At 35.5% G+C, this 21,023-nt stretch carries 17 protein-coding genes; 15 read left to right on the top strand and 2 right to left on the bottom strand.

Annotated features, from left to right (window positions below; translation table 11 throughout):
* Nucleotides 1-671 precede the first annotated feature (671 nt).
* From WQ57_RS01550 to WQ57_RS01530, 5 genes are all read left to right on the top strand, one after another.
* Nucleotides 672-1,796: an SIR2 family protein gene (locus WQ57_RS01550; protein WP_052948616.1), complete on the top strand. Its 1,125-nt coding sequence runs from the start codon at nt 672-674 to the stop codon at nt 1,794-1,796.
* 4 nt (nt 1,797-1,800) lie between these two features.
* Nucleotides 1,801-3,678, top strand: coding sequence for an ATP-binding protein (locus WQ57_RS01545; RefSeq protein ID WP_046521923.1), 1,878 nt, complete (start codon nt 1,801-1,803; stop codon nt 3,676-3,678).
* Nucleotides 3,679-3,908: 230 nt separating this feature from the next.
* Complete coding sequence (locus tag WQ57_RS01540; protein WP_046521922.1) at nt 3,909-4,763, top strand: phospholipase D-like domain-containing protein; 855 nt, start codon at nt 3,909-3,911, stop codon at nt 4,761-4,763.
* A gap of 300 nt (nt 4,764-5,063) precedes the next feature.
* Entirely contained in the window at nt 5,064-5,867 is an 804-nt protein-coding gene (locus tag WQ57_RS01535) for a hypothetical protein (RefSeq protein WP_046521921.1), read from the top strand.
* Nucleotides 5,868-5,886: 19 nt separating this feature from the next.
* On the top strand, nt 5,887-6,330 hold the full coding sequence (locus tag WQ57_RS01530; protein WP_046521920.1) for a hypothetical protein: 444 nt from the start codon (nt 5,887-5,889) through the stop codon (nt 6,328-6,330).
* Between the two features lie 1,190 nt (nt 6,331-7,520).
* Here the strand turns inward: WQ57_RS01530 and WQ57_RS01525 are convergent.
* Nucleotides 7,521-8,450 (bottom strand): exonuclease domain-containing protein, encoded by a 930-nt coding sequence (locus WQ57_RS01525; protein WP_046521919.1) that lies wholly within the window; start codon nt 8,448-8,450, stop codon nt 7,521-7,523.
* A gap of 830 nt (nt 8,451-9,280) precedes the next feature.
* Between WQ57_RS01525 and WQ57_RS01520 the strand changes: the two genes are divergently transcribed.
* The 4 genes from WQ57_RS01520 to WQ57_RS01505 all read left to right on the top strand — a co-directional run bounded on the left by WQ57_RS01520 (nt 9,281) and on the right by WQ57_RS01505 (nt 13,349).
* Nucleotides 9,281-10,588 (top strand): hypothetical protein, encoded by a 1,308-nt coding sequence (locus tag WQ57_RS01520; RefSeq protein ID WP_046521918.1) that lies wholly within the window; start codon nt 9,281-9,283, stop codon nt 10,586-10,588.
* Between the two features lie 243 nt (nt 10,589-10,831).
* Entirely contained in the window at nt 10,832-11,149 is a 318-nt protein-coding gene (locus WQ57_RS01515; protein WP_241481461.1) for a hypothetical protein, read from the top strand.
* A 283-nt stretch (nt 11,150-11,432) separates the two neighbouring features.
* On the top strand, nt 11,433-12,665 hold the full coding sequence (locus tag WQ57_RS01510; RefSeq protein ID WP_046521917.1) for a YHYH domain-containing protein: 1,233 nt from the start codon (nt 11,433-11,435) through the stop codon (nt 12,663-12,665).
* Between the two features lie 12 nt (nt 12,666-12,677).
* Nucleotides 12,678-13,349: a PH domain-containing protein gene (locus tag WQ57_RS01505; protein WP_046521916.1), complete on the top strand. Its 672-nt coding sequence runs from the start codon at nt 12,678-12,680 to the stop codon at nt 13,347-13,349.
* Between the two features lie 176 nt (nt 13,350-13,525).
* Here the strand turns inward: WQ57_RS01505 and WQ57_RS01500 are convergent, their stop codons facing one another.
* Nucleotides 13,526-14,017 (bottom strand): DMT family transporter, encoded by a 492-nt coding sequence (locus WQ57_RS01500; RefSeq protein WP_241481460.1) that lies wholly within the window; start codon nt 14,015-14,017, stop codon nt 13,526-13,528.
* 996 nt (nt 14,018-15,013) lie between these two features.
* Between WQ57_RS01500 and hydA the strand changes: the two genes are divergently transcribed.
* The 6 genes from hydA (at nt 15,014) to WQ57_RS01470 (ending at nt 20,965) form a co-directional block, all read left to right on the top strand.
* Complete coding sequence (hydA, locus tag WQ57_RS01495; RefSeq protein WP_046521915.1) at nt 15,014-16,447, top strand: dihydropyrimidinase; 1,434 nt, start codon at nt 15,014-15,016, stop codon at nt 16,445-16,447.
* A gap of 107 nt (nt 16,448-16,554) precedes the next feature.
* Nucleotides 16,555-18,009 carry a sodium:solute symporter family protein gene (locus WQ57_RS01490; protein WP_046521914.1) on the top strand — a complete coding sequence of 485 codons (1,455 nt, stop codon included), beginning with the start codon at nt 16,555-16,557 and terminating at the stop codon, nt 18,007-18,009.
* On the top strand, nt 18,002-18,238 hold the full coding sequence (locus tag WQ57_RS26850) for a hypothetical protein (RefSeq protein ID WP_046521913.1): 237 nt from the start codon (nt 18,002-18,004) through the stop codon (nt 18,236-18,238). The genes WQ57_RS01490 and WQ57_RS26850 overlap by 8 nt, the downstream gene beginning before the upstream one ends.
* Nucleotides 18,239-18,263: 25 nt before the next feature.
* Nucleotides 18,264-18,986, top strand: a complete 723-nt coding sequence (locus WQ57_RS01480) for a FadR/GntR family transcriptional regulator (protein ID WP_046521912.1) — start codon at nt 18,264-18,266, stop codon at nt 18,984-18,986.
* 43 nt (nt 18,987-19,029) lie between these two features.
* Entirely contained in the window at nt 19,030-19,866 is an 837-nt protein-coding gene (locus WQ57_RS01475; protein WP_046521911.1) for a sugar phosphate isomerase/epimerase family protein, read from the top strand.
* 82 nt (nt 19,867-19,948) lie between these two features.
* Nucleotides 19,949-20,965: an NAD-dependent epimerase/dehydratase family protein gene (locus tag WQ57_RS01470; protein WP_046521910.1), complete on the top strand. Its 1,017-nt coding sequence runs from the start codon at nt 19,949-19,951 to the stop codon at nt 20,963-20,965.
* The last annotated feature ends 58 nt before the right edge of the window (nt 20,966-21,023 follow it).

Raw genomic sequence — 21,023 nt, 5'->3', positions numbered from 1 at the left:
ACAGACAAAATATCAGATGCAATAAAGATTATTGGGGAAAAACGGGCCAGGCAACTAGAGGAATTGGAAGCTGAAACTGAAAAAAGCAAAGCAGAAATAACGGATAGTAGTGAAATGAAAGCAAGTGGTATGATCATCAAACAAGGGAATTATGGTTTAGGGTTTACGCCTAACTCCGGACAGGCATATAGGATTTTTTATTGTGGGGTATGTGGAAACCCAGGACCCTGGAACGGAGCCCGCTGTATGACATGTGGTAATATGGACGATGATTACTAATTATAGAAGAAACGCTTCAGTTTCATATTGAACATATACTTTCTGTTAACCGGACAACCTACACCTAGTTAAAATTATAAGGACAGATTTGAACCAGAATGAGACCGTCATGGTGTTCTGTTTTTAATAAAAGGAAAAGATAATATTTCGAGTAGTAATGAAAAATATTTCGGTAAAAAGAATTTATGGGGAACTTCTTTATTGGTATGAAGCATTAAGGTAAGACGCGTATAAAACCAAAATCGACTTCAAAAATATGATGGAATTCGGACCTTATGAAATAGATAAAAGGTATAAGAGATATTGTGAAGGTTATTTGGAAGTAAATAAATACGAAAAAATAAGACTCTCGTAAAATGGAAAGATAATAAGTTATAAGTATGGTGATTAATTTGGATTTAGAAGATATTCTTAGTGAGTTACAAACACAAATTACTGAAAAGAACGTGAATTTTTTAATTGGGTCGGGTGCATCTGTACCTTTTTTTCCTCCACTTGGTAACATAGAGAAAGTATTAACAGAAAGAGAGTGCAGTAACTCCGTTCGCCAATTGATTTATTTACACTACTTTAATAATGTAATTGAGAAAAATTACGATTTAATAGATGACTCTATTCAATGTGAATACCTTGTTACAAGTAATTATAGAAGGTTTATCAGAGGATTAGTGAATACTATGAATTATAGAAATTCAAGGCTATCTCCTAAACGGGCAAATATTTTTACAACTAATTACGATTTGTTCTTTGAAAGAGCTATTGATTATGAACAGAGGAACAATTCATCAATAATACTTAATGATGGTGGAAATGGTTACTTTTTTAAAACGTTGAGTTCGGAAAATTTCCACAAAACTGTTTCGCGTAATGGTGTATTTGATAATTATCATAAGGAGCTACCCACTATTAATTTGATTAAATGTCATGGTTCAGTAAATTGGGTTAATCAATTATTAGGAAGTCAAGAAGTGATAGAAATTCGAAAAGACTTAAAATTATTGGAGATAATCAGGAACGCTGCTAATAAGATAACTTTAGAAGAGAAAGATAAGAATTATATAGAAGATTTTCTCTGGGAAGATGAAAATGATGAGAGTTTAAATCTAAAAATCCATGAAATTGCTGAGATGAATTGGGGAACACTTGAATCATTTTTTAATGAATATAAAAAGCTTATGATTATTAATCCGGAAAAAAGCAAATTTAAAAATACTGTTCTGGATGAGTATTATTATAGCATGTTGCGGTTGTTAAGTTATGAGTTGGAAAAGCCCCAGACTGTTCTAATAGTTTTTGGCTTTTCATTTGCGGATGAACATATCAGGAATTTAATTAAGAGGTCTTTTCATAATCCCGAATTACGAATATATATATTTGTATATAAACGCGGTTCAGGAAATGGGATTACTCAGTTGTTAAATTGTGAATATCAAAAAAACGTTGTAATTATTGAGCCTACTGAGGATATGCCTCCAATAGATTTATCGCAATTAAATAAACTACTATTTGGAGGTTAAGAGAATGACAATGCCACTTGAGGTAGGAAGTGTTATTGAAGTTAGGGGAACTAGGGTAAAAGTTCAAGTATATAAAGAGATGAATCATTCTTCTTTTATTTTTCAAGGTGAAGTAATAAGTAATATTTCGGTAAATGGATTTGTTATTATCAAAAAAGGATTTTTGGATTTAATTGGGAAAATTGATGCTGAATATATTGAGGATTTATTAAATAGTAAGAAGAGCAAAGAAAAAGATTATCGATATAACAAAGGTACAATTTCTAGAATACTCGAAGTGCAAATTCTAGGATTTTTAGAAAAAAGGTCGTTTTATAGCGGAGTAAAACAGTTGCCTATGATTGGAAACCTTGTCTATATACCTACTAAGCAAGAAATTTTAGATATATATTCAGGAATTAAATCGGATATTTCTGTAGGTAGTGAATTTAATATTACAATAGGTCAATCAATATATGAAGATATTCCAGTGTCGTTTTCCATTAATTCTTTTTTCTCCTCGCATATAGGGGTTTTAGGTAATACTGGAAGTGGAAAATCGAATACTTTGGCTAAGTTGTTCTATGAGTTAATTAATACTGTTGGTTCTGAAAAATTAAGAGATAAAAGTTCATTTCACCTCATTGATTTTAATGGTGAGTATGCGCATAAAGATGTTTTTGGATTAGGTGAATCGGAATTGAAAATTATTGATTTAAGCAACAATGACGAGGATAGAAAAGATAAATTAAGAATTACTTCTAGTTATTTTTATACGGCAGAGGTACTCTCTGTATTATTTAGTGCTAAAGAACAGACTCAAAAACCCTTTATAAAAAGGCTTTTAAAAAGAATGAGTTTCGCTAAAGAGAATGGTTGGGGTTTGAAAAATTATTTTCCTAATTTATTTGCGAAATCTCTTGTCCATCCGACAAAGGAGGTTTTTGATTTTATCAAAGAAGTAATTGAATATTTATCAATTGAATGGAATAGCCAAGAACATAAAGATTTTCTTCAAAAGATAAAATCAATTCAATGGCACACTAAAAATAATAAATATTTTAGTGGGGCGTGTTATTTCGATACAGTCGATGATATTAAGAATACATACAGTGATGGATCGGGATATGATTATTTAGTTCAATGGTGTACTGAAATAGACAATAGGGGTATTGGATGGTGTGATGAATTTATATTAAATTCCAAGCTACAGTTAGCAAATGATTTGTTAAACCGTTATGCACAGTTTGATCATATAAATCCTTTAATTCATAGGATTGAATCTAAAGTTAAGGAACTAGAACAAATTATAGAAATTATTGAAGAGGATAGAGATGAACATACTCCTATTATGACAATATACTCATTTAGGGATTGTAATTCTGATATTAAGAAAGTCATCCCCTCGTTGATTGCCAAAATGCTTTTTGATAATCATAAGAAGCAAACTAAACAAGAAAAGATCGATAAAACGGTGCACCTAATTATTGATGAGGCACATAATATCCTTTCTAATCAGATAATGAGTGAAGGAAAAGGTTGGCAAAATTATCGTTTAGAATTATTTGAAGAAATCATAAAAGAAGGCAGGAAATTTGGTTTCTTTCTTACTATATGTAGCCAACGACCATTTGATATATCACCGACAATTATTTCACAAATTCACAATTATTTCATTCATAGGCTAGTAAATAATAAGGATTTAGAAATGATTGATAATACTATCCCAACCCTAGATAGAGTCTCAAAGGCAGCAATCCCTTCTCTCGCAAGTGGAACTTGTATAGTATCTGGAACAGCATTAACTATGCCTGTATTTATTCAAGTAGATCGTTTGCGAGAAGTAAAAAATAGGCCGAGAAGTGAGAATGTAAATCTTTGCACACTTTGGGAAGTAAATTAGAAATGCAAAATATGAGTTAGAAAAAAATACCTAGAAATTTTTAAAAAAATGATAAATGTAGCTGGGGAAGTGACATATGAATGAGCAATTAGAATTAGATTTGTTATTCAACAAAATAATAAATAATTATAAAAGTTTAAGCGATAATGAATTAACAAAGGCTAGTCCAATTAATTAACTATAAGTATTCGGGTAATGATCTTATTTTAAGTCAATTATCAAAAGTTGAATTGATTAGCTGCCTTGATGTCATTACTCGTGCTACATACGAGTTAACAAAGAGGAAAGGACTGTTTGACACATCATCAAAACATTACATACTATCCAATCTTGCAAAAGTGAGAGTTGGGTTAGAATCTTCCTCACGAAAAAAAATCTTTGCTAAGAACAATTTATTTATTGAGAATGAAATTGATTATAGAGGGACATATATCTTATTTAAGTTTTTTAATTTAGATGCAAAACCTATACTTCTCTTAAAACATGCTTATGGTTACGGTAGTATTACAAACTGGATAGAAAAAATATTGAAAGAAATAGAAGAAAATTATCTAACTAATATCGGATACAATATTATTAATGATAATATCTCTATCTACTATAGAGATATAAAGATTAATGGTATGGATCCAATTTGCGACAAAGTGATAGTTGAAGAGGGTCTTAAAAATCCACAATGGAAAACTATAGACTCCGATTGGTTTGAAGAGGTATGGGCATCTGTAAGTATGGATCCTCCTGCAGCAGATCCTATTTTCATAAAAAAAAGACACCCCTACACTGCATATAAAAAAGTTAAAGAAATTCTTAATACTGCCCATAAAAAAATTGAACTAATTGATCCTTATATTGATGGGACGTTATTTCCATTATTAGATGAATTAGATAACAAGGTAACAGTTCGTGTTATTACTGAAAAGTTTCAAGGGGATTCAAAAATATTGTACGAGAAGTTTAAAAAGGAGCGTAGTAATATAGAAATTCGTATTGATAAGGGAAATCTTGATAGATATGTAATTATTGATAGAAAGTTTGTATATTTATTCGGCTCTTCAATTAATTACTATTATTCCAATAGAAAATGAAACCGTAAAGAGTAGTATTATAGAATATTTTACAGTCTCATGGAATTAAGAAGAAGCTAATAAAATTATCCAAAAAGCAATCCTTGTATTTATGCAGTAACAGGTGAAATAGGACTCTCTATAATGAATTTATTTATGTAGGGTGATTATTCTTTGAGTAGTAGATGATTGCTTCTATTTCGAAAACTATATAAGCATCTTTTTCTAGAATTCTTTCTATTTCATTTAAGTTCATGTAGCAGCTTAATTTTAATGAAATAGCTATCTATAAATATTAAACTGAAAGGCATTGACGAAATAATGAATATTTTATTTTGGAATGTGAAGAACAATATTAAACTTGTTCCATATCTTCCTCAATTATGCAGTGAGAATAATGTGCATATCTTGATACTTGCTGAACTTAAAAACATTGAACCAGAGTTTGTTGTTAGAAGGTTTGGTGAATCAGACTTAAAGTTTGTAAATAATCTATCAATGCCCGGAAATAGAACGCATCTATTTCATTCTTTAGATATAAGAGTAAATAAGATTAAGGATGGTAAATATTTTTCCGCATTTAAATTAAAATTAAATGAGTCAGTAACTATTTTACTCTCTATACACCTTCCTAGTAGGTTATACAGGTACGATAATGAAATTGGATATAAATGTGTTGAGATAAAAAGGGAAATTGAGTTATTGGAGGAAGAATATAATTCTAATAATACTATTGTGGTAGGAGACTTTAACTTAAACCCTTTCTCGGAGCATATGGTTTCCACAGTAGGCTTTAATGCGACAATGAGTAAGGAAATTGCTATGAAGATTCATAGAACAGTTGATGGAGAAAAATATAAATATTTTTTCAATCCAATGTGGAGTTTACATGGGAACATTAACAACAATGTAATAGGATCATTTTTTCATCATAAAAATCCTATTAGTTACGTTTGGAATATGTTTGATCAGGTAATAATTCGCCCTTCTTTAATAGAAAAATTTAACTTTAATGAGCTAAAACTTATAGATAGAATAGGAGATACTACCTTGTTAAATAAACAAGGAATTCCCAATGCTAAAGAGTTTTCAGATCACTTACCTTTAAAATTTGAAATTCAATAAAAAAGTGGAGGAATTAATTATGAAGGATCTATGGACATTTGGTAAATTGAGTAAAAATGATTTGAATGATACACCACATGGAATCTTAAAAATGCAAGCGGACTTTTTTGAAAAACGAGTTGGTGATACTTTGTTTATTAAATTGAATACCAAAAGATTAAAAAATAGTGATATTGAATACGGTTTGGCAACAAGTTTTGAAATAGTTGCCCCAATGTTAGATGGATATACATATACATTATTTACACTTTATTCTCAGCCTGAACACGATTATCCTGTTGCGATTGATAGAAATATAAAAGATGATGAGGAATTTGAAGATCTTGACCCAGAAACATTTGATTTTGTAGCAAAAAGCGAGGAAGATTTTTTAAAAAATCTTCAGGAGATATTCTCATCACCAAGTACAAACTCGGTAATAAGAAATTTATATTCTAAGAGTTATGTAAGTGAAAAATATTAATTTTATAAAAATGAACGAATCATTAAATTAGAAATTTGTTAGGTAGGTGGAGATAAATGGGACTTTCTGAAGTGAGTATTCACGAAATTCTTGACCAGAAATTCCTTTAGGAATATAAACAGGGTATTGCTGTATTCTTTTCAGAATTAGTAACACTTAACACAAATATATTTATTTTAGAACAAATTAAACAATTCCCCTTCAGCCTTTTTGTAAACCGAGCAACACCATTTTTTTTCATCGATTCAACAAAACCTTTATGACATGAACATTGTAATAATAACAAAAACCTTCACTGACAAAGGTGGAGATTTAATAACCACTCCCCAAATTTAAGAATAATGTTTTAAAAAATACAAATTCACAATATAGAGCTCAATTAAAAGAAATTTTCAAAGAACAGCGTTTTGACAGTAAGGTTTCAGATCTGCTTGATAAAGCAACTGCAATTAGAAATAGCAGGGTTGCACATTTAAAGGCAGAGGCTATAGCTAATGGTAAAATTGAAACATTTAGGATTGAAGAATTAAGACAAATATCAACAGAGCTTAATCAACTAGTCCAATCAATTTCATTCAGTGTTGAGAGAGTCTTTCTTCCGCTTCACTACACAGAATACTTTGAAGAACCAACGGATATAGAAAAACTCTTAGATTTATTAGCAAGAGAAAGTACAATTCTTAACTTACCAGAAGTCTTTCCGGATGGATGGGAACGACAGAAAACAAAGTTGTCTAAAGAAGAGGTGCCTGTCACCACCCTAAATTTGTCGAATTTAATCACCGACAAACCCGGGTGCTTGCAGGCACTTTTCATGTTATTAAGCTTACATAGAAGTAAACCATAATTCAGAATTCTGATTTAAAAGAAGTGAGATGGAGACGAAAAATTCAACACTGTCTAGATGATATCCAGAAATTTTGATCAACTGGTGTTTTTGAAGAACATTGAGAATGTCCAGTAGGACGATCATTAAGCAGGGTTTCCACCTTCCAAGTTCTTATCCTGGTCTCACGGTAGTTTCCATGATCAAACAAATTCAAGCTTGTGTCTGATGAACTAGGTCTCATCTTGTTCTACTAATTTTCCTTAAAACTAACATCAGAGGGTAATTTGTTTAGTGCAATGTATTGCTTGTACTTAAATGCATGATTTTTTTTGAAGATTGTTAGGAATAGACCTTTCTTCTATCAAATACCTAACATCTCAAAAAACTGCTGCTCACCCAAAATTGTTAAATCTATTCCTTTTTCAATAAGACTTTGTGCCTTTACTTCTTTTGTACTAAGGCCACTTTCCCCTACAAGAGATTGATCCTGGTGACCAACGACCAGGTAGTTGGTTTTACTGGAAACCCCTGACTTAATTACTCCGCCCAAATTTACAACATGTTGCACGGCAGTTTGTCGATCTATATTTTGGAGTGTACCTGTAAAAACTACATTTTTATTGTTAAATGGATGATTCTCGTTGAAGCTTTCAACAGTTGCGGCTATTTCGGAGATATTTACCTTATTGAAGTTTTTTCTTTTGATGAAATGCGTCTGTGGCTTTAATTCTGAAAACTTTCTCACTGGCAGGCTGCTATGCCTATTAATATATGATTGAATGGATTTGCACTTTTTCATTTCAATGGATTTTATTACTAATTCTGCAGCAGCACGTGCATCTGCCATAGAGTTATGGTGGTCATGGAGCTGGATACCGAAATGTTGGCAGCGGTCTTTTAAGGAGTTGGATAGTTTATATCCTCGGGATGCTCGAGTGCTGATTGGAATGCTGCATATGTAGTTAAAATCAGGCATTTCTATGGAGTATTCATTTAAACAAGCGTGCAACACACTCATATCGAATTGAGCATTATGAGCGATAATTGTAGTTTGCTTGAAGTGATGCTCTATTCCCTTCCAGATAACCTCGAAGGAGGGAGCAGAAATAACATCGGATGGTTTTATCCCATGAACAGACATCATTTTATTATCAAACTCTAAGGTAGGCGGCTGAATTAAATAATATGATTCATCGATAATTTGATTCTCTTTTACAAAAACCATTCCCATTGAACAAGCACTATTTAGATTATTATTGGCAATTTCAAAATCAAGTGAAATAAAGTCCATATTCTCTCCAACTCTCAATTAAGTTGTCGAATAACGGTTTCTACTGTTTTGCTCTGTAATATCGAGTGTAAAAAGGATAGGTATTATAGCCATACCCTTTTGGATCCTCGTTGTATTCCTTTATTTGATGAATAACTTTTTCTTTAAGTTCTTCCTCTGTCCGAGCGAACATGCTCCTTCCATATCCTACAAACCTCCAAACAAATGCTTTCCGTTTTATTATCTCATTGTTTACTGAAACATAGAACTCATTATCAAAGACAACATACCCAACCCTATTCTCTATATGCCAAAATTCATAGGATGGAAGTTTGGTTTTGCCTTTATAATCGGCAGCCTCTTTAGTTAAATATTGAAAATTCCTTACACCTTAATCAAAAAGGTAAAGCATAGCCTCTTCCTTTTTCTCAAAGAATTCCCTGACACCATTAATCTCAGTGGCATATTGAACTTGCGACGTTATTCGAAAGGCAGTTGTAAATGCTATCACCATTTTGTATAAGAACCAACTACTTCATGGTCACATAAAACTCTTACCCTTAATATGATTTTGAATATAAATATTGTATGGGGAAAATAATATTTGATAATTGAAAAAACAAATTAAATTGTCAATTCATAATTCTAATACAAGTTTCAAGAACTACCTATAACAAATGCTAGCTAAGTAAAGTCAGGAAAAACAGCAGGTCTTCATGTGTACTAAGTGAAGGAGGAAATTTCTTTTCTTTATTGAATTATATTATTAATGAGTAGGTTTACTTATATTTCTTAACTAACAATGATTAAGTACGCTTCATTTATACAGTATCCTAAGGAGGAAGTAATGGGTGAGTAAAAATAAAATAAAAGATGTATTTGGTGTAAAAAAAGAAAAGGTTCTAAGTTATCTATCCAGAGAAAATGTAGACACCAAATTGGAGGAAGAATTAAAAGGTGATAAACACATAGTAATATACGGAGCATCAAAGCAAGGGAAATCTGCTTTAGTTCAAAAACATATATCATCTACGAATGCTATCACAATAGGTTGTAGTACAAACATGACAACAAAAGATATTTATTCTTCCTTATTAAGACAATTAGATATTAAAATCTCTAGTTCACAAGAACAAGTAACTGGAAGTTCTGGTGAAACCTTGCTGAAAACAACATTTAAAGCAATGTTACCTTTTTTTGGAGAAGGTAGTGTAGAGGCTTCCGGAAAAATAACAGGAACTAATAGTAATAAAGAACAATCAGAATACATAGAATATAATTTAGAAATCAGTCAAGATGTAAGTGAATTACTAAGAAAAATTGAATTTAATAAATTTGTTATTATTGAGAACTTCCATTATTTAAATGAAGAGGTACAAAAGTTATTGGCTTTTGATTTAAGGTTATTTCAAGAAAATAATGTACGGTTCATTATATTGGGGATTTGGAGAGAAAGAAACCGGTTATTGCAATTTAATAGAGATTTAATCGATAGAATAATAGAAATACCAGTAGAACCCTGGTTGCCTGAGGATTTTGAAGCTGTAATACAAACGGGTTCACAATTGCTAAATATTAATATTTCTGAAACAATAAAATCAGAAATTAAGGAGATCGCATTTGGGAATATTGGCATAGTACAGGAGTTGTGCAAAGAGTTAAGTTTATTTGCAGGAATAACTGAAACCGAAGATTATCTAACTGAAATTGATAACCAAGAATATCTGGAAAAGGCTATTGAGAAAAAAGTTGAAGAGTATGCATCGAGTCATTTAAGATCATTAGAAAGCATTTCCGACAGCGGGCAATATATTAACGGATTATATCTTCCTTATTATCTAGTAAGAGTTATTGTCGAAAGCGATATTAATGGGTTAAGGGACGGAATAAGTAAAACAGAACTGCATGAAAGAATAAAGAATATTCATCATAGAAGTCTAGATGTCCGAACTTCAGATATGACTAATTTGCTACATGGATTAGCAGATAAGCAAAGTAAAAAAATGATCACACCGCCATTGTTCGATTATGATCGGGTAAATAGAAGACTTAGAATTATTGACTCAACGTTAATGTTTTTCCTAAACTTTAAGAATAAGAACGAAATTTTAGAAGAGATTATTAATCCGATAGACAATGACCAACAAGTTTTAAGTTGAGTATATAAAAAAGCCAAAGGAGTGCCTAGGTGAGCATTAGCAAATCATCGCCGTCGTCCAGGAAATCAATGAAAATGTAAACACACACGTGCAGCAAAAAGAACTGCACTTCGACTCCCCGTTCGAAGAGCAAGTGTATAAGCAGCTAAGAAATCTCGGATACGAAGTTACCACACAAGTGGGGATGTGGGGGATCCCGAATTGACCTGGCCATTATAAGAGGTGCCTGTCACCACTCGAAATTTGTCGAATCAAATCAACCAACGACAAACCTCGGGTGTTAAACAATCTGGTGAAACGGTTTCAGAACCGGAGTTTAGTTGGAAAACCAATAAAATAAAAATAGAGAACGGCTATCTTGTAAGTGAGGGGCTTATAAATATTGTTAGAATTCCTGTTCGACATATTGAAACAGTCACTTATACAATTGAAGGTGTGAAAGAAGCATTTACCCCTGAACTCAACATTTTTGGAAAAGGAGTATTGCTGGGCAAGTTGAAGGTTAGCATTGATTTAAAAGATGAAATTCAAGACTGGATATTAGAAAGAGTAGGAAGATAAATTGTTAGCCTGTTACTAAAAGAAATTCGGTGACAGGCTATTTTTTATTTCTATTTCCATACGGGATTTCTTCTAAATGGTTGGCTGAGGCTATAATTAATAGAATACTAAAGAAAATTAACAAGAAACTCAGTCTGAAAGAGATTGAGTTTTTTTGTTGGGAATAAAATGATGGATTTCCTGAATATGTATTGTAAATATGTGGAACCTATCTTAAAATAAATTTGAAAAACAATATAAGTAACATAAAAAAGGCGACATAGTTATTTTTAGGGGGAGAAAAATGAATAAGAGAATCGCCATCTTAACGTTATTGTTTACTTTTGTATTTGGGACTGCTTCTTTTGCTCATTCAGGAGGGAAAGATGCTAATGGGGGCCATAACTGTAGTGAAAAGTCTAAAGCAAAGGGTCTTTGCACAGGCTACCATTATCATAATGGCGGTGGAACTTCTGATTCGGGCGGGAGTTCGTCTGGCGGCAGCTCGTCAGGTTCTGCTCCTGCTGCTACAAGAAATGATAAGGATTGCTCTGACTTTGCAACCTATGATGAAGTGGTTGCATACTGGAATTCAAAAGGATATTCCGCTACAAATGATCCTGAAAGATTGGATGGATGGGGAAATGCGGTTGATGATGGAATACCATGTGAAGCACCTAGTGACTATGACAAAACCAAGATAAACAACAGCCCTGAGCAGGTGCAATTCAAAAAAGATGAGCAAGATGGTAAAACCGGTGAGCAGCAGGGACATGCACAAGGTCAGAAGGATGGGTATCAAGGGAATTCCAGTAACAGCGGAGCTGCAAATGGAACCGATGCTTTCAAGAGTGGCTATGCAACTGGTTATGATAAAGGATATGAAGAAGGAAAAACAAAATTAGAGGCTGAAAAGAAAAAAGCGTATGAGGAAGGATATTCATTGGGGAAAAACCAGAACGAAATGTCGATTCCTCAAACTTATTCAGCTCACGCACTTCTCAAAGGAGCCTTTGAAGAAGGTTTTAACAAAGCTGCTAACGAACGAATAGAGGCTAAGAAAGAGGAGTACTTCACTATAGGTCAGAAAGATGGAAAAAATGATGTGAATAATCCGCCAAAGGAAAAAGACTTTATTGAAGCCTATCAAGAAGGGTACGAAAAAGGTAACAAGGAGTTAAAGGACCTTTATGTGAAGAAGGGGTATGAGGCTGCTTTTAGCTTAGTGGACTATAAAAAGCCTGATTTGAAAAATGAGAAGTTCATAGATTGGTATAAAGAAGGTTTTGAATCGAACAAAGAGGTAGTAAAAATTAGAGACGCAGCACTGGCCCAAGGAAAGGATGGAGCTGAGCTGTCCATCCCTGAAGAATATAAAAAGGGCGAGGGAGTCTATAAATTTTACTATGAACAAGGATTTGAAGAATATGAAGCAGAAAAAGCGGCTGATCAGCAGACAACTGCTGGGGGATTAGGGATAGCTGCACTTGCATGGTTGGGAAGACGATTCTATGTGGCAAAGAAAATGATTGGTTAAAAGGAGGCCGCTATGGGAATTTACCGAACTGTCAGTCGTAAGGTTGAAGATGTTTTTGTAAAAGTGTTAGCAGGGAAGCAAGATCCTGATGTGGTAAGAGAAAAGGTTGCTAAGTACAGGACAGAAGCTGATCAAAAGCTGCAAGCGAAAAAACTTGAGAAGGAAAAGAAAAGAGCACAGCAGAGGGAGCTGAACCAACAAAAATCTGAAGCACAAGAAAGGCAGCGTAAAGAGAACGAAGAGCGTGAGAGAAAAGAAGTTGAGGCGTTGCTGGTAAAAGTACTGGAGAACGGTATGAATGGCGCTTCCCCATATGAAATCAATGAAGTTAAGAACAATCAACCATTTTTCCTGAATCTCGTAGAAAGAGTCTTCGAACCGAACGAAAAAGCTCTGACCTTTATCTTTTGTGAATTCGACAAATCCAGCAAGAAAGAGATAAAAGGATATCTGATCCCGACGAATAAAAGGGTATTGTTTTTAACCAAAAACCTTACCTTCATGGACAAATTCAGATATCAAACAGTCATTAACGTCAATTGGTTCAAAGATGGCCTCCTGGAAAGAGGATTGCGCATTCAATATGGCAAAAGAAAATTGGAATTTGATGAAATGTTTGACCAGGAACAGATGGAGAGAGTAGGGAATGCTATTTTGAACAAGGCGACAAGCAGAGCGATTTGATTGGGAAACACCTGAATCTAGCTGCAAATGATTCAGGTGTTTTGTTATGGGTTTAGGGTACATTGGGATGGTTCCAGTGTCTCAAAAATTGAAAGACGTGTCTAACCGTGCTAAGTTTTTCAATGGTCCCACCCTTTCCACCTTTTCGTTCACATCCATGATGCTTCCTCCTCTTATCACTTCCTGGCCAGGAACCTGAATAACAATGGCAGGTGGCGTCCGTTGACAATCATGACTCCCATAATAATTATGATGCCGCCGACGGCACTTATGAGGAAAACTTTTTTATGTAAAAGAAGGATCGCGGCAAGGAACGTGACGAGCGGTTCAAGGTACAGGAATACAGACACCCTTGAAGCATCCAGTACTTCGAGGGCCTTTCCCCAGTACCAGTAGCCGACACCCGAGACAAAGACAGCAAGGAAGGCCAGATGTGCCCATTCCGAGCTTTCCAGCAGGGGCAGTGATTCCCAACCCCTGTTCCTCAGAATGAACGGGAGCGTGAGCAGGAAGCCGACTACGCTCATGTAAAAAGTAACCACAAGTGTGGGAATAGGGATGTTCAATTTTTTTAATAGGATCGAATATACAGTCCAGTTCAACGTGCTTAGAATCATCGGCGAGAAACCGAGGTTCATCGAAAAATCAAAAGACAATAAGAGGTCCACTGTCAAACCCTGAAATTTGTCGATGCTCCTTGATAAGATTCGGGTAGTGACAGGCGCCATAGCCATTTAACCCATTTTATTTTTTGAAAGATCGAAGTTGAAGCTAACTCGGTATCATGGTTGTCAATGTTAGGGTAGTCAGCAGGATTTTTAAATAAGTGATACAAGTATTCTATGGCTTTTCGGATAGCAGGACCTTCGTAAGAAAAAAAAGAGATTCATAAGGATGAAGAATACTATTATTGGGTGGGTTTCAAAAGCTGGGTCCCTTTCCCGAAGGAACTAATAGAAAAACTTTTAGAGGTATACGGGAAGGAACCTTTTCTTTATAGCTGGACAGATCAAGATATTTATGAAGCATCTAGAAAGATAATCTTTGAATACTTCAATAACTACTCTAAGTAATTAATCAACAATTAAAAGCCCTACAAGATACCTAGATGGTTAATCTGTAGGGCTTTTCTATCCATTGGTAAATGTGTTGGCGTAGCCTGGTAAATTCCTTGGCGAACAGTGGTAAAAAACATGGCGAGGGTGGTAAAATCTCTTGGCTGTAATCACGTTATGGGTGATTTCAAGGTTTACAGCAAAATATGCAGTAATATAGCTGAAAGTATTAAACCAATTGATTGTCACATATTTTATTGAATAATTTACCATACATGTTATATAATAGAGTAAATATTTTGATTATTCATTCACTTCTTGTTATACTTGGTAAAACCACTAATCCAAATAATGGAGAAGGGGGGAGTAATGGCAGGCTAGTCTCTTGCAGGCATTGAAATAGGATGCACTTAAGTGACTGAATAATCAACAAATTATTATTGGTTAGACCACTGTACCGTAAATTAATGGGAAGATTAAACGAAAACAATTATTAAGAACGCGATGGTCAAAACCTAAGGAAATTTCAATTAAAGATGAATCCATTAAATCGATGTCAATTCATTATTATTGGTTAGACCACTGTACCAGAAGGAAAGAAGGGATTAAATGAAAACAATTATTAAAAATGGGATTGTAGTGACTTCAGGGAGTATTTTTAAGGCGGATATTTTGATTGAAGGTGAATCCATTACATCGATTTCAAGCCACATTACTCAAGAGTCAGCAGATAAAATTATAAATGCTGAGGGGCAATATGTTTTTCCGGGTGGTATTGATGTACATACACATCTGGAATGGCCACTCATGGATACTGAAACTGCAGATGATTTTGTTAGCGGAACAAAAGCGGCAGCAGTCGGCGGAATTACCAGTATCATAAATTTCACGAAACCAGAAATAGGAGCTTCTCTAATCCCTACACAAGAGGAATGGATTGAGAAAGGAAAAAAGTCGGTAATTGATTATGGTCTGCATGCCATTATCAACCACTACAGTGATAGAGTACTAGAAGAACTGCCTATTTTAGCGGAAACCTACGGTGTTGGTTCAATCAAACTTTTTATGGCTTATAAAGGTGAAATGATGGTCAATGATCTTGAAATGTACAAAATCATGAAAAAGGCAGGAGAGTTGGGAATCATCACCAATGTCCATGCTGAAAATGGAGATATTATTGACGAAATGATTGCACAGGCATTAGCTGAAGGGAAAACAGACCCCATCTACCATGGATATACGCGGCCAACAATAATGGAGGCAGAGGCCACAGGGAGAGCCTTGGCCATTGCGGAAGCGGCAAATGCTCCCATTTACATCGTCCATGTTAGCTGTGCAGAGGCGTTGGAAAAAGTTGTGGAAGCAAAAAAGCGTGGTGTGCAAGCTTTTGCTGAAACCTGCCCACAGTATTTGGTTCTTGATATTAGCTATTTGGACCAACCTAACTTTGAAGGGGGAAAGTATGTTTGTTCCCCGCCGCTAAGAGAAAAGTGGAATCAAGATGCTTTATGGAATGGTTTGCAAACGGGCATCATTTCTGTTGCAGGCTCGGATCATTGTCCTTTCCGATATGAAGGTCAAAAAACAATGGGTAAGGACGATTTTTCTAAAATTCCAAATGGTTTACCTGGTTTAGAAGACATTTTTTCTATCTTATATCATTTTGGCGTTCATAAAGGAAGAATTTCATTAAACAAATTTGTTGAAATCATCAGTACCAATCCTGCCAAGTTATTTGGACTTACTAAAAAGGGAGATATATCCATTGGGAAAGATGCCGACATAGTCGTTTTTGACCCTAATCGTTCAAGAGTTATTACGGCAGAATGCCAATATCAAAATGTAGATTACAATGCCTATGAAGGAATGAAGGTACAAGGGGTTATTACAAACGTTCTATCTCGTGGAGAAGTAATTGTTAAGGATGGTCAATTTATTGGCGATTTGGCCCGTGGAAAATATCTGCACCGCAGTAGAGTTCAAAACCAAGAGAGTATGGCCAACCTTCAAAAGGATGGCCAATTTAGGGAACCAGTAAAATAACATAATAAGAAAATCGTCCATTCCATATTAAAGGTAAATTTCAATAGTTACTCATTTGGTTTTTCACAAGGTGTTTAAAAGGAAAACATTTTTAGGGGGAATTGAGATTGAGCACAACCGCGATTTTGGTGACCATCTACTTTCTATTATTGATTGGTTGGGGTTTATATAACTTTATTAAAAAGCAGAGGTCAGGACAAAACACGCTGGAGGAACAATTTATTGGAGATCGCTCCTATACGACAGGTCCATTGTTGGCGTCACTAGTAGCCGTTTGGGGTTCCAATTATACGTTAATTGCAGCAGCAGAATCAGGGTTTGCAAGCGGAATATCGGGAGTCATCTGGTACGGCATGGGGATTGTTATTCCACTCCTTCTATTCTCTTGGCCATTAAATATACCAGCAAGAATTCGGGAACTTCATCCTAAGGGACTGACATTTATTGAAATTATTGGAGAGCGATATGATGAAAAATCAAGGCTAGCTGCGCTTGTTATTCTTTTCATTTCAAATATATTGTTTATCATATCCATTGTGTTGGCAACGGGAATTGTTCTTAAATCCTTGCTGGGTATTGAGTTATCAACGGCAATCATAATTGGTGGCGGAGTTATGGTCATCTATACAGCTTTAAGTGGTTTTGATGCTTTAATATATGGCCGTATTTTTCAGCTTGCACTAGCCGGAGGTGCAGTCGCCGTTGCGATTATCCTGTCTGTTAACGCATTTTCACTGCCTGAATTAATTAAACAAGTCTCCGCCAATAGTGGAGATATGTTAAATGCTGTTGCATGGGGACCAACTGAAATGCTTAGCTTCTGTATCGCAAGTGTTGGTTTTGTTTTTGGTTCTCCGATTCTCTATCAAATTGCTTTTTCTGGTAAAAGTGACAAAGAAGTGACTCGTGCGTTTCGATTATTCCCTCTTACATGGGCTCCTTTTGCAGTTGGAACGGCGATTATGGGGATGGTTGCCTTTTTACTGTACCCGGAAATCTCGGGTCAGGATGCGGCGATGACATTGGTAGCCAACTTATTCCCAGAATGGGCAGCCGTTTTATTCTTTCTTGGGGCTTTAGCGTTGGTTTTCTCTACCGCAGATGCAGCAATTAATAATTTAGCTTCCATCGTGATATTTGATGTCTATCAAAAGCATGGCAAAAGTAAGTTGACTCAAAAAAAGGCCTCTGTGTTGAGTATGACAACGCAAGTGTCTTTGGGGGTAATTGGAATATTCGGTGCCCTTAATTTTGGAGAAGGAGTGCTAGCTTTGTTGGTTTTAAATGGAAGTGTCAATATTCCCTTCATTTTTACTATTATTCTAGGGTTATATTGGAAAAGGACTCATCCCACTGCTGCATTTTGGGCGATGATTTTAGGAATCACTTCGGTAATCGTTCTTTACTTTGGATTCAGTCAATCAATCTATACAAACCTTGCCGGAATTGTTACTTCTATCCTTATCTTAATTATCGGTAGTCTAATGCTGACTAGTAAACATACGGATCTTATCTCACCAATAGAGAGGAATGTTTCCAATGGAGGTGATGGTGTTGCCTAAAGTAGTTATTGGTTCCATTCTGTCTGTAATCGCGTATATCATTCTCTTTATTTTGGCAGAAGAATTTGCAGGCAGTTCTCTTATAATTCCGGTTGAATTCTTATATTTATTTTTAATATACGCGGTTGGAGGATGTTTGTTATTTGTTTTTGTTTTGCCAATCTTAATCATTATTGGAGAATTCAAAGGGAAAAAAAATAAAAATCATCCAATCAACCACGAAATATAAGCTAAGAATATATAGGGGGATTAAATTGTTTAAGCCGGTTGAAAAGAGTAAACGAAACTATGAACTTGTTATTGAACAATTGCATTTGTTAATTGCTGAAGGAAAATTAAAACCAGGTGACATGATTTTGCCGGAGCGTAAGCTTGCTGAGGAACTAAATGTAAGTAGGACCTCGATTCGTGAAGCATTACGGATATTGGAAGCCCTCGATGTGGTGTATGTAAAACCAGGGGAAGGCACGTTTCTAAAAAAGCCGACCATGAATGGAATCATTGCGCCTTTGCTGATGTTTTTACAGGAGGAAACGGATAGTCATAGTAATCTGTTTGAAACGAGAACATTGCTGGAATCCGGAATAGCTAGGCTAGCTGCCATTAGGAGAACAGAAGAGGATTTGCAAGCCATTCGAAAATATGCTTACGAAATCAAGGAAACCAGTGATTTAGAAAAAGTAATCCAGGCGGATATTCAATTTCATGCAAGCGTATTGAAAGCTGCCAAAAATCCAACTCTTAATAGTTTCATCACTATAGTACAAGAATTGATGAAACATGGGATTCGAAAAACCAGAAACATTCTCTTTACGGAACCAGGAGAAAATGAAATTTCAGCAAACTACCATATTAAAATTTTTCATGCGATTCGAGATCAGGATCCGGATGCAGCTTATTACGCCATGTATGAGCATCTAGAATATACCGCCAATAAATCGATTGTGATACAGAATCAGCAGAGAAACGGTTCATGATTCAAATGACTTTTTAAATTTTTTAAGGTGGTGGGTGCGAACCATGAAAAAAGGGATACATGATGTACCTTTCCTTGATCGATGGTCGATCGATCAGTTTTTGGGAAAAGCTGCTTCTTCAGGATTTGAAGGCATTGAACTCAATATGCATGAGGGGGAAGGATATATTCATTTAGGGACATCGCTGGCAGAAGTGAGGGCGATAGGGGAAAAGGTAAAAGGGTTGGGTTTAGAAATGCCAACATTGTCAACAGGCTTACACAATCAATACGCATTGTCATCAGAAAACAGGGGCGTACGAAAACGAGGGGAAGAGGTTGCCTTGCAAATGATTGAAGTGGCTTTCGAAATGGGGGCTTCAATCATTCAAGTTGTTCCGGGAACCGTGAGTCGCGATACTCCTTATGAGCGTGCTTATGAAAGGGCACGAGATTCACTTGTCAATCTGGCCTCTGAAGCATCTTCAGCTGGTGTAATAATTGCGGTCGAAAATGTGTGTAACAAATTCCTTCCTAGTCCAATGGAATTTGCGAGGTTCCTTAACGAAATCAACCATCCTGCTGTTAAAGCTTATTTTGATACTGGAAATGCAATGGTAACAGGTCACCCGGAACATTTTATCAACACTGTGGGGGATAAAATCGTCGCCACACATGTAAAGGATTATCGATATGAATCTGGTGATTTCGTTGCCCCTCTCAGTGGTGATGCAGAATGGCCCGGAATCATGAATGCGTTACATGAAGCAGAAATAGATGGTTATCTCATATCTACACCACCTCAATATAAGTATTGTCCAGAACGATTAATGGAGATAGCCTCCGCTGATTTGACGGCACTGCTTAATTTAATTGAGACAACAAAGGTTGGAAGGAATTAAAGCCATTTATAGGCTAAAGCTAACCTAAAAGGCTGATCTTAATTTTTAGCTAAAGTAAATTACAGTAAAAAGGGTGGTTTTAATGACGGTTTTATTAACAGGAGGTTCAGGTTTTGTCGGGATTAATATAACTGAACGACTCCTTGATAGAGGTTTTAATGTAGTAAATTATGCAACTCTTCCGGTCCCGGATGAAGCCATTCCATCTATAGAGGGACGTCGAGGGAATTATGAATATGTGGAAGGCAATGTTTTGGATAGAAAACTACTAGACTCGGTCATTGAAAAATATAAGATTAAGACCATCATTCACGCTGCAGTAATGACACCGGATTTTAAAAGGGAGCAACAATCGAGTAAGGATGTCATGAACGTCAATTATATGGGCACTGTAGAAGTATTGGAAGCGGCACATAGGCACGAAATTGAAAAATTTGTATATTTGAGTTCAGAAGCCGTATACGGGGAGACCTCTTTTCTCGATAACAGGTTGTCTGAAAGGGACTCCATCCCCTTGCCAAGGTCTTTGTATGCAATTACGAAGTATGCTGCGGAGAGAACGGTCCTGAGGTATAAGGAGCTATTTGGATTACCTGTATTGGTCGTTCGAATCGGTTCAGTATTTGGGCCTTGGGAGCGTTTTACGGGTATAAGACATACACTTTCCGGTCCTTTCCAAGCAACTAGACTTGCGCTATTAAATAAAGAAGTGTTGTTGCCTCGGCCAGGCATGAGAGATTGGGTTTACAGTCGTGATGTTGCAAATGCAATTGTACATTTGATGCAAAATGACAAATTGCACTTCGACTTATATAACATTGGCCCAGGTCAGTCGTGGACCGTAGAAGATTGGTGTAAACGACTCGAAAACGAGTTCCCGAATTTCAAATATCGCTTAGTTGACAATCCCAACGAAGCAAACATCGATTTCTTTGCTCCGAAGGATACCAATCGTTTAACAATCGAGCGTCTACAACAAGACGGCTACAACCCTCAATATGGATTTGAAGAGGCTTTTAACGATTATATGAACTGGATCAACAAGACATCTCTGTTTTGGGCAGAGGAAAAGGTGCCTTCTCCTTCTCATAAAGGATAAGAAAATTGACATGAACGGGTGTTTTGAAGAACATTGAGAATGTGCGCACATAAATCAA

Source organism: Mesobacillus campisalis (assembly GCF_000986785.1).
Classification (GTDB): Bacteria; Bacillota; Bacilli; order Bacillales; family Cytobacillaceae; genus Mesobacillus_B; species Mesobacillus_B campisalis.
This window is presented reverse-complemented; position numbering and strand designations above follow the sequence as displayed.

Bases quoted from the DNA above. Each gene is read 5' to 3' on its own strand.
- WQ57_RS01545 (WP_046521923.1), top strand. From the start codon at position 1,801: ATGACAATGCCACTTGAGGTAGGAAGTGTTATTGAAGTTAGGGGAACT.
- WQ57_RS01535 (WP_046521921.1), top strand. From the start codon at position 5,064: ATGAATATTTTATTTTGGAATGTGAAGAACAATATTAAACTTGTTCCA.
- WQ57_RS01525 (WP_046521919.1), bottom strand. From the start codon at position 8,450: ATGGACTTTATTTCACTTGATTTTGAAATTGCCAATAATAATCTAAAT.
- WQ57_RS01475 (WP_046521911.1), top strand. From the start codon at position 19,030: ATGAAAAAAGGGATACATGATGTACCTTTCCTTGATCGATGGTCGATC.
- WQ57_RS01510 (WP_046521917.1), top strand. From the start codon at position 11,433: ATGAATAAGAGAATCGCCATCTTAACGTTATTGTTTACTTTTGTATTT.
- WQ57_RS01470 (WP_046521910.1), top strand. From the start codon at position 19,949: ATGACGGTTTTATTAACAGGAGGTTCAGGTTTTGTCGGGATTAATATA.
- WQ57_RS01505 (WP_046521916.1), top strand. From the start codon at position 12,678: ATGGGAATTTACCGAACTGTCAGTCGTAAGGTTGAAGATGTTTTTGTA.
- WQ57_RS01530 (WP_046521920.1), top strand. From the start codon at position 5,887: ATGAAGGATCTATGGACATTTGGTAAATTGAGTAAAAATGATTTGAAT.
- hydA (WP_046521915.1), top strand. From the start codon at position 15,014: ATGAAAACAATTATTAAAAATGGGATTGTAGTGACTTCAGGGAGTATT.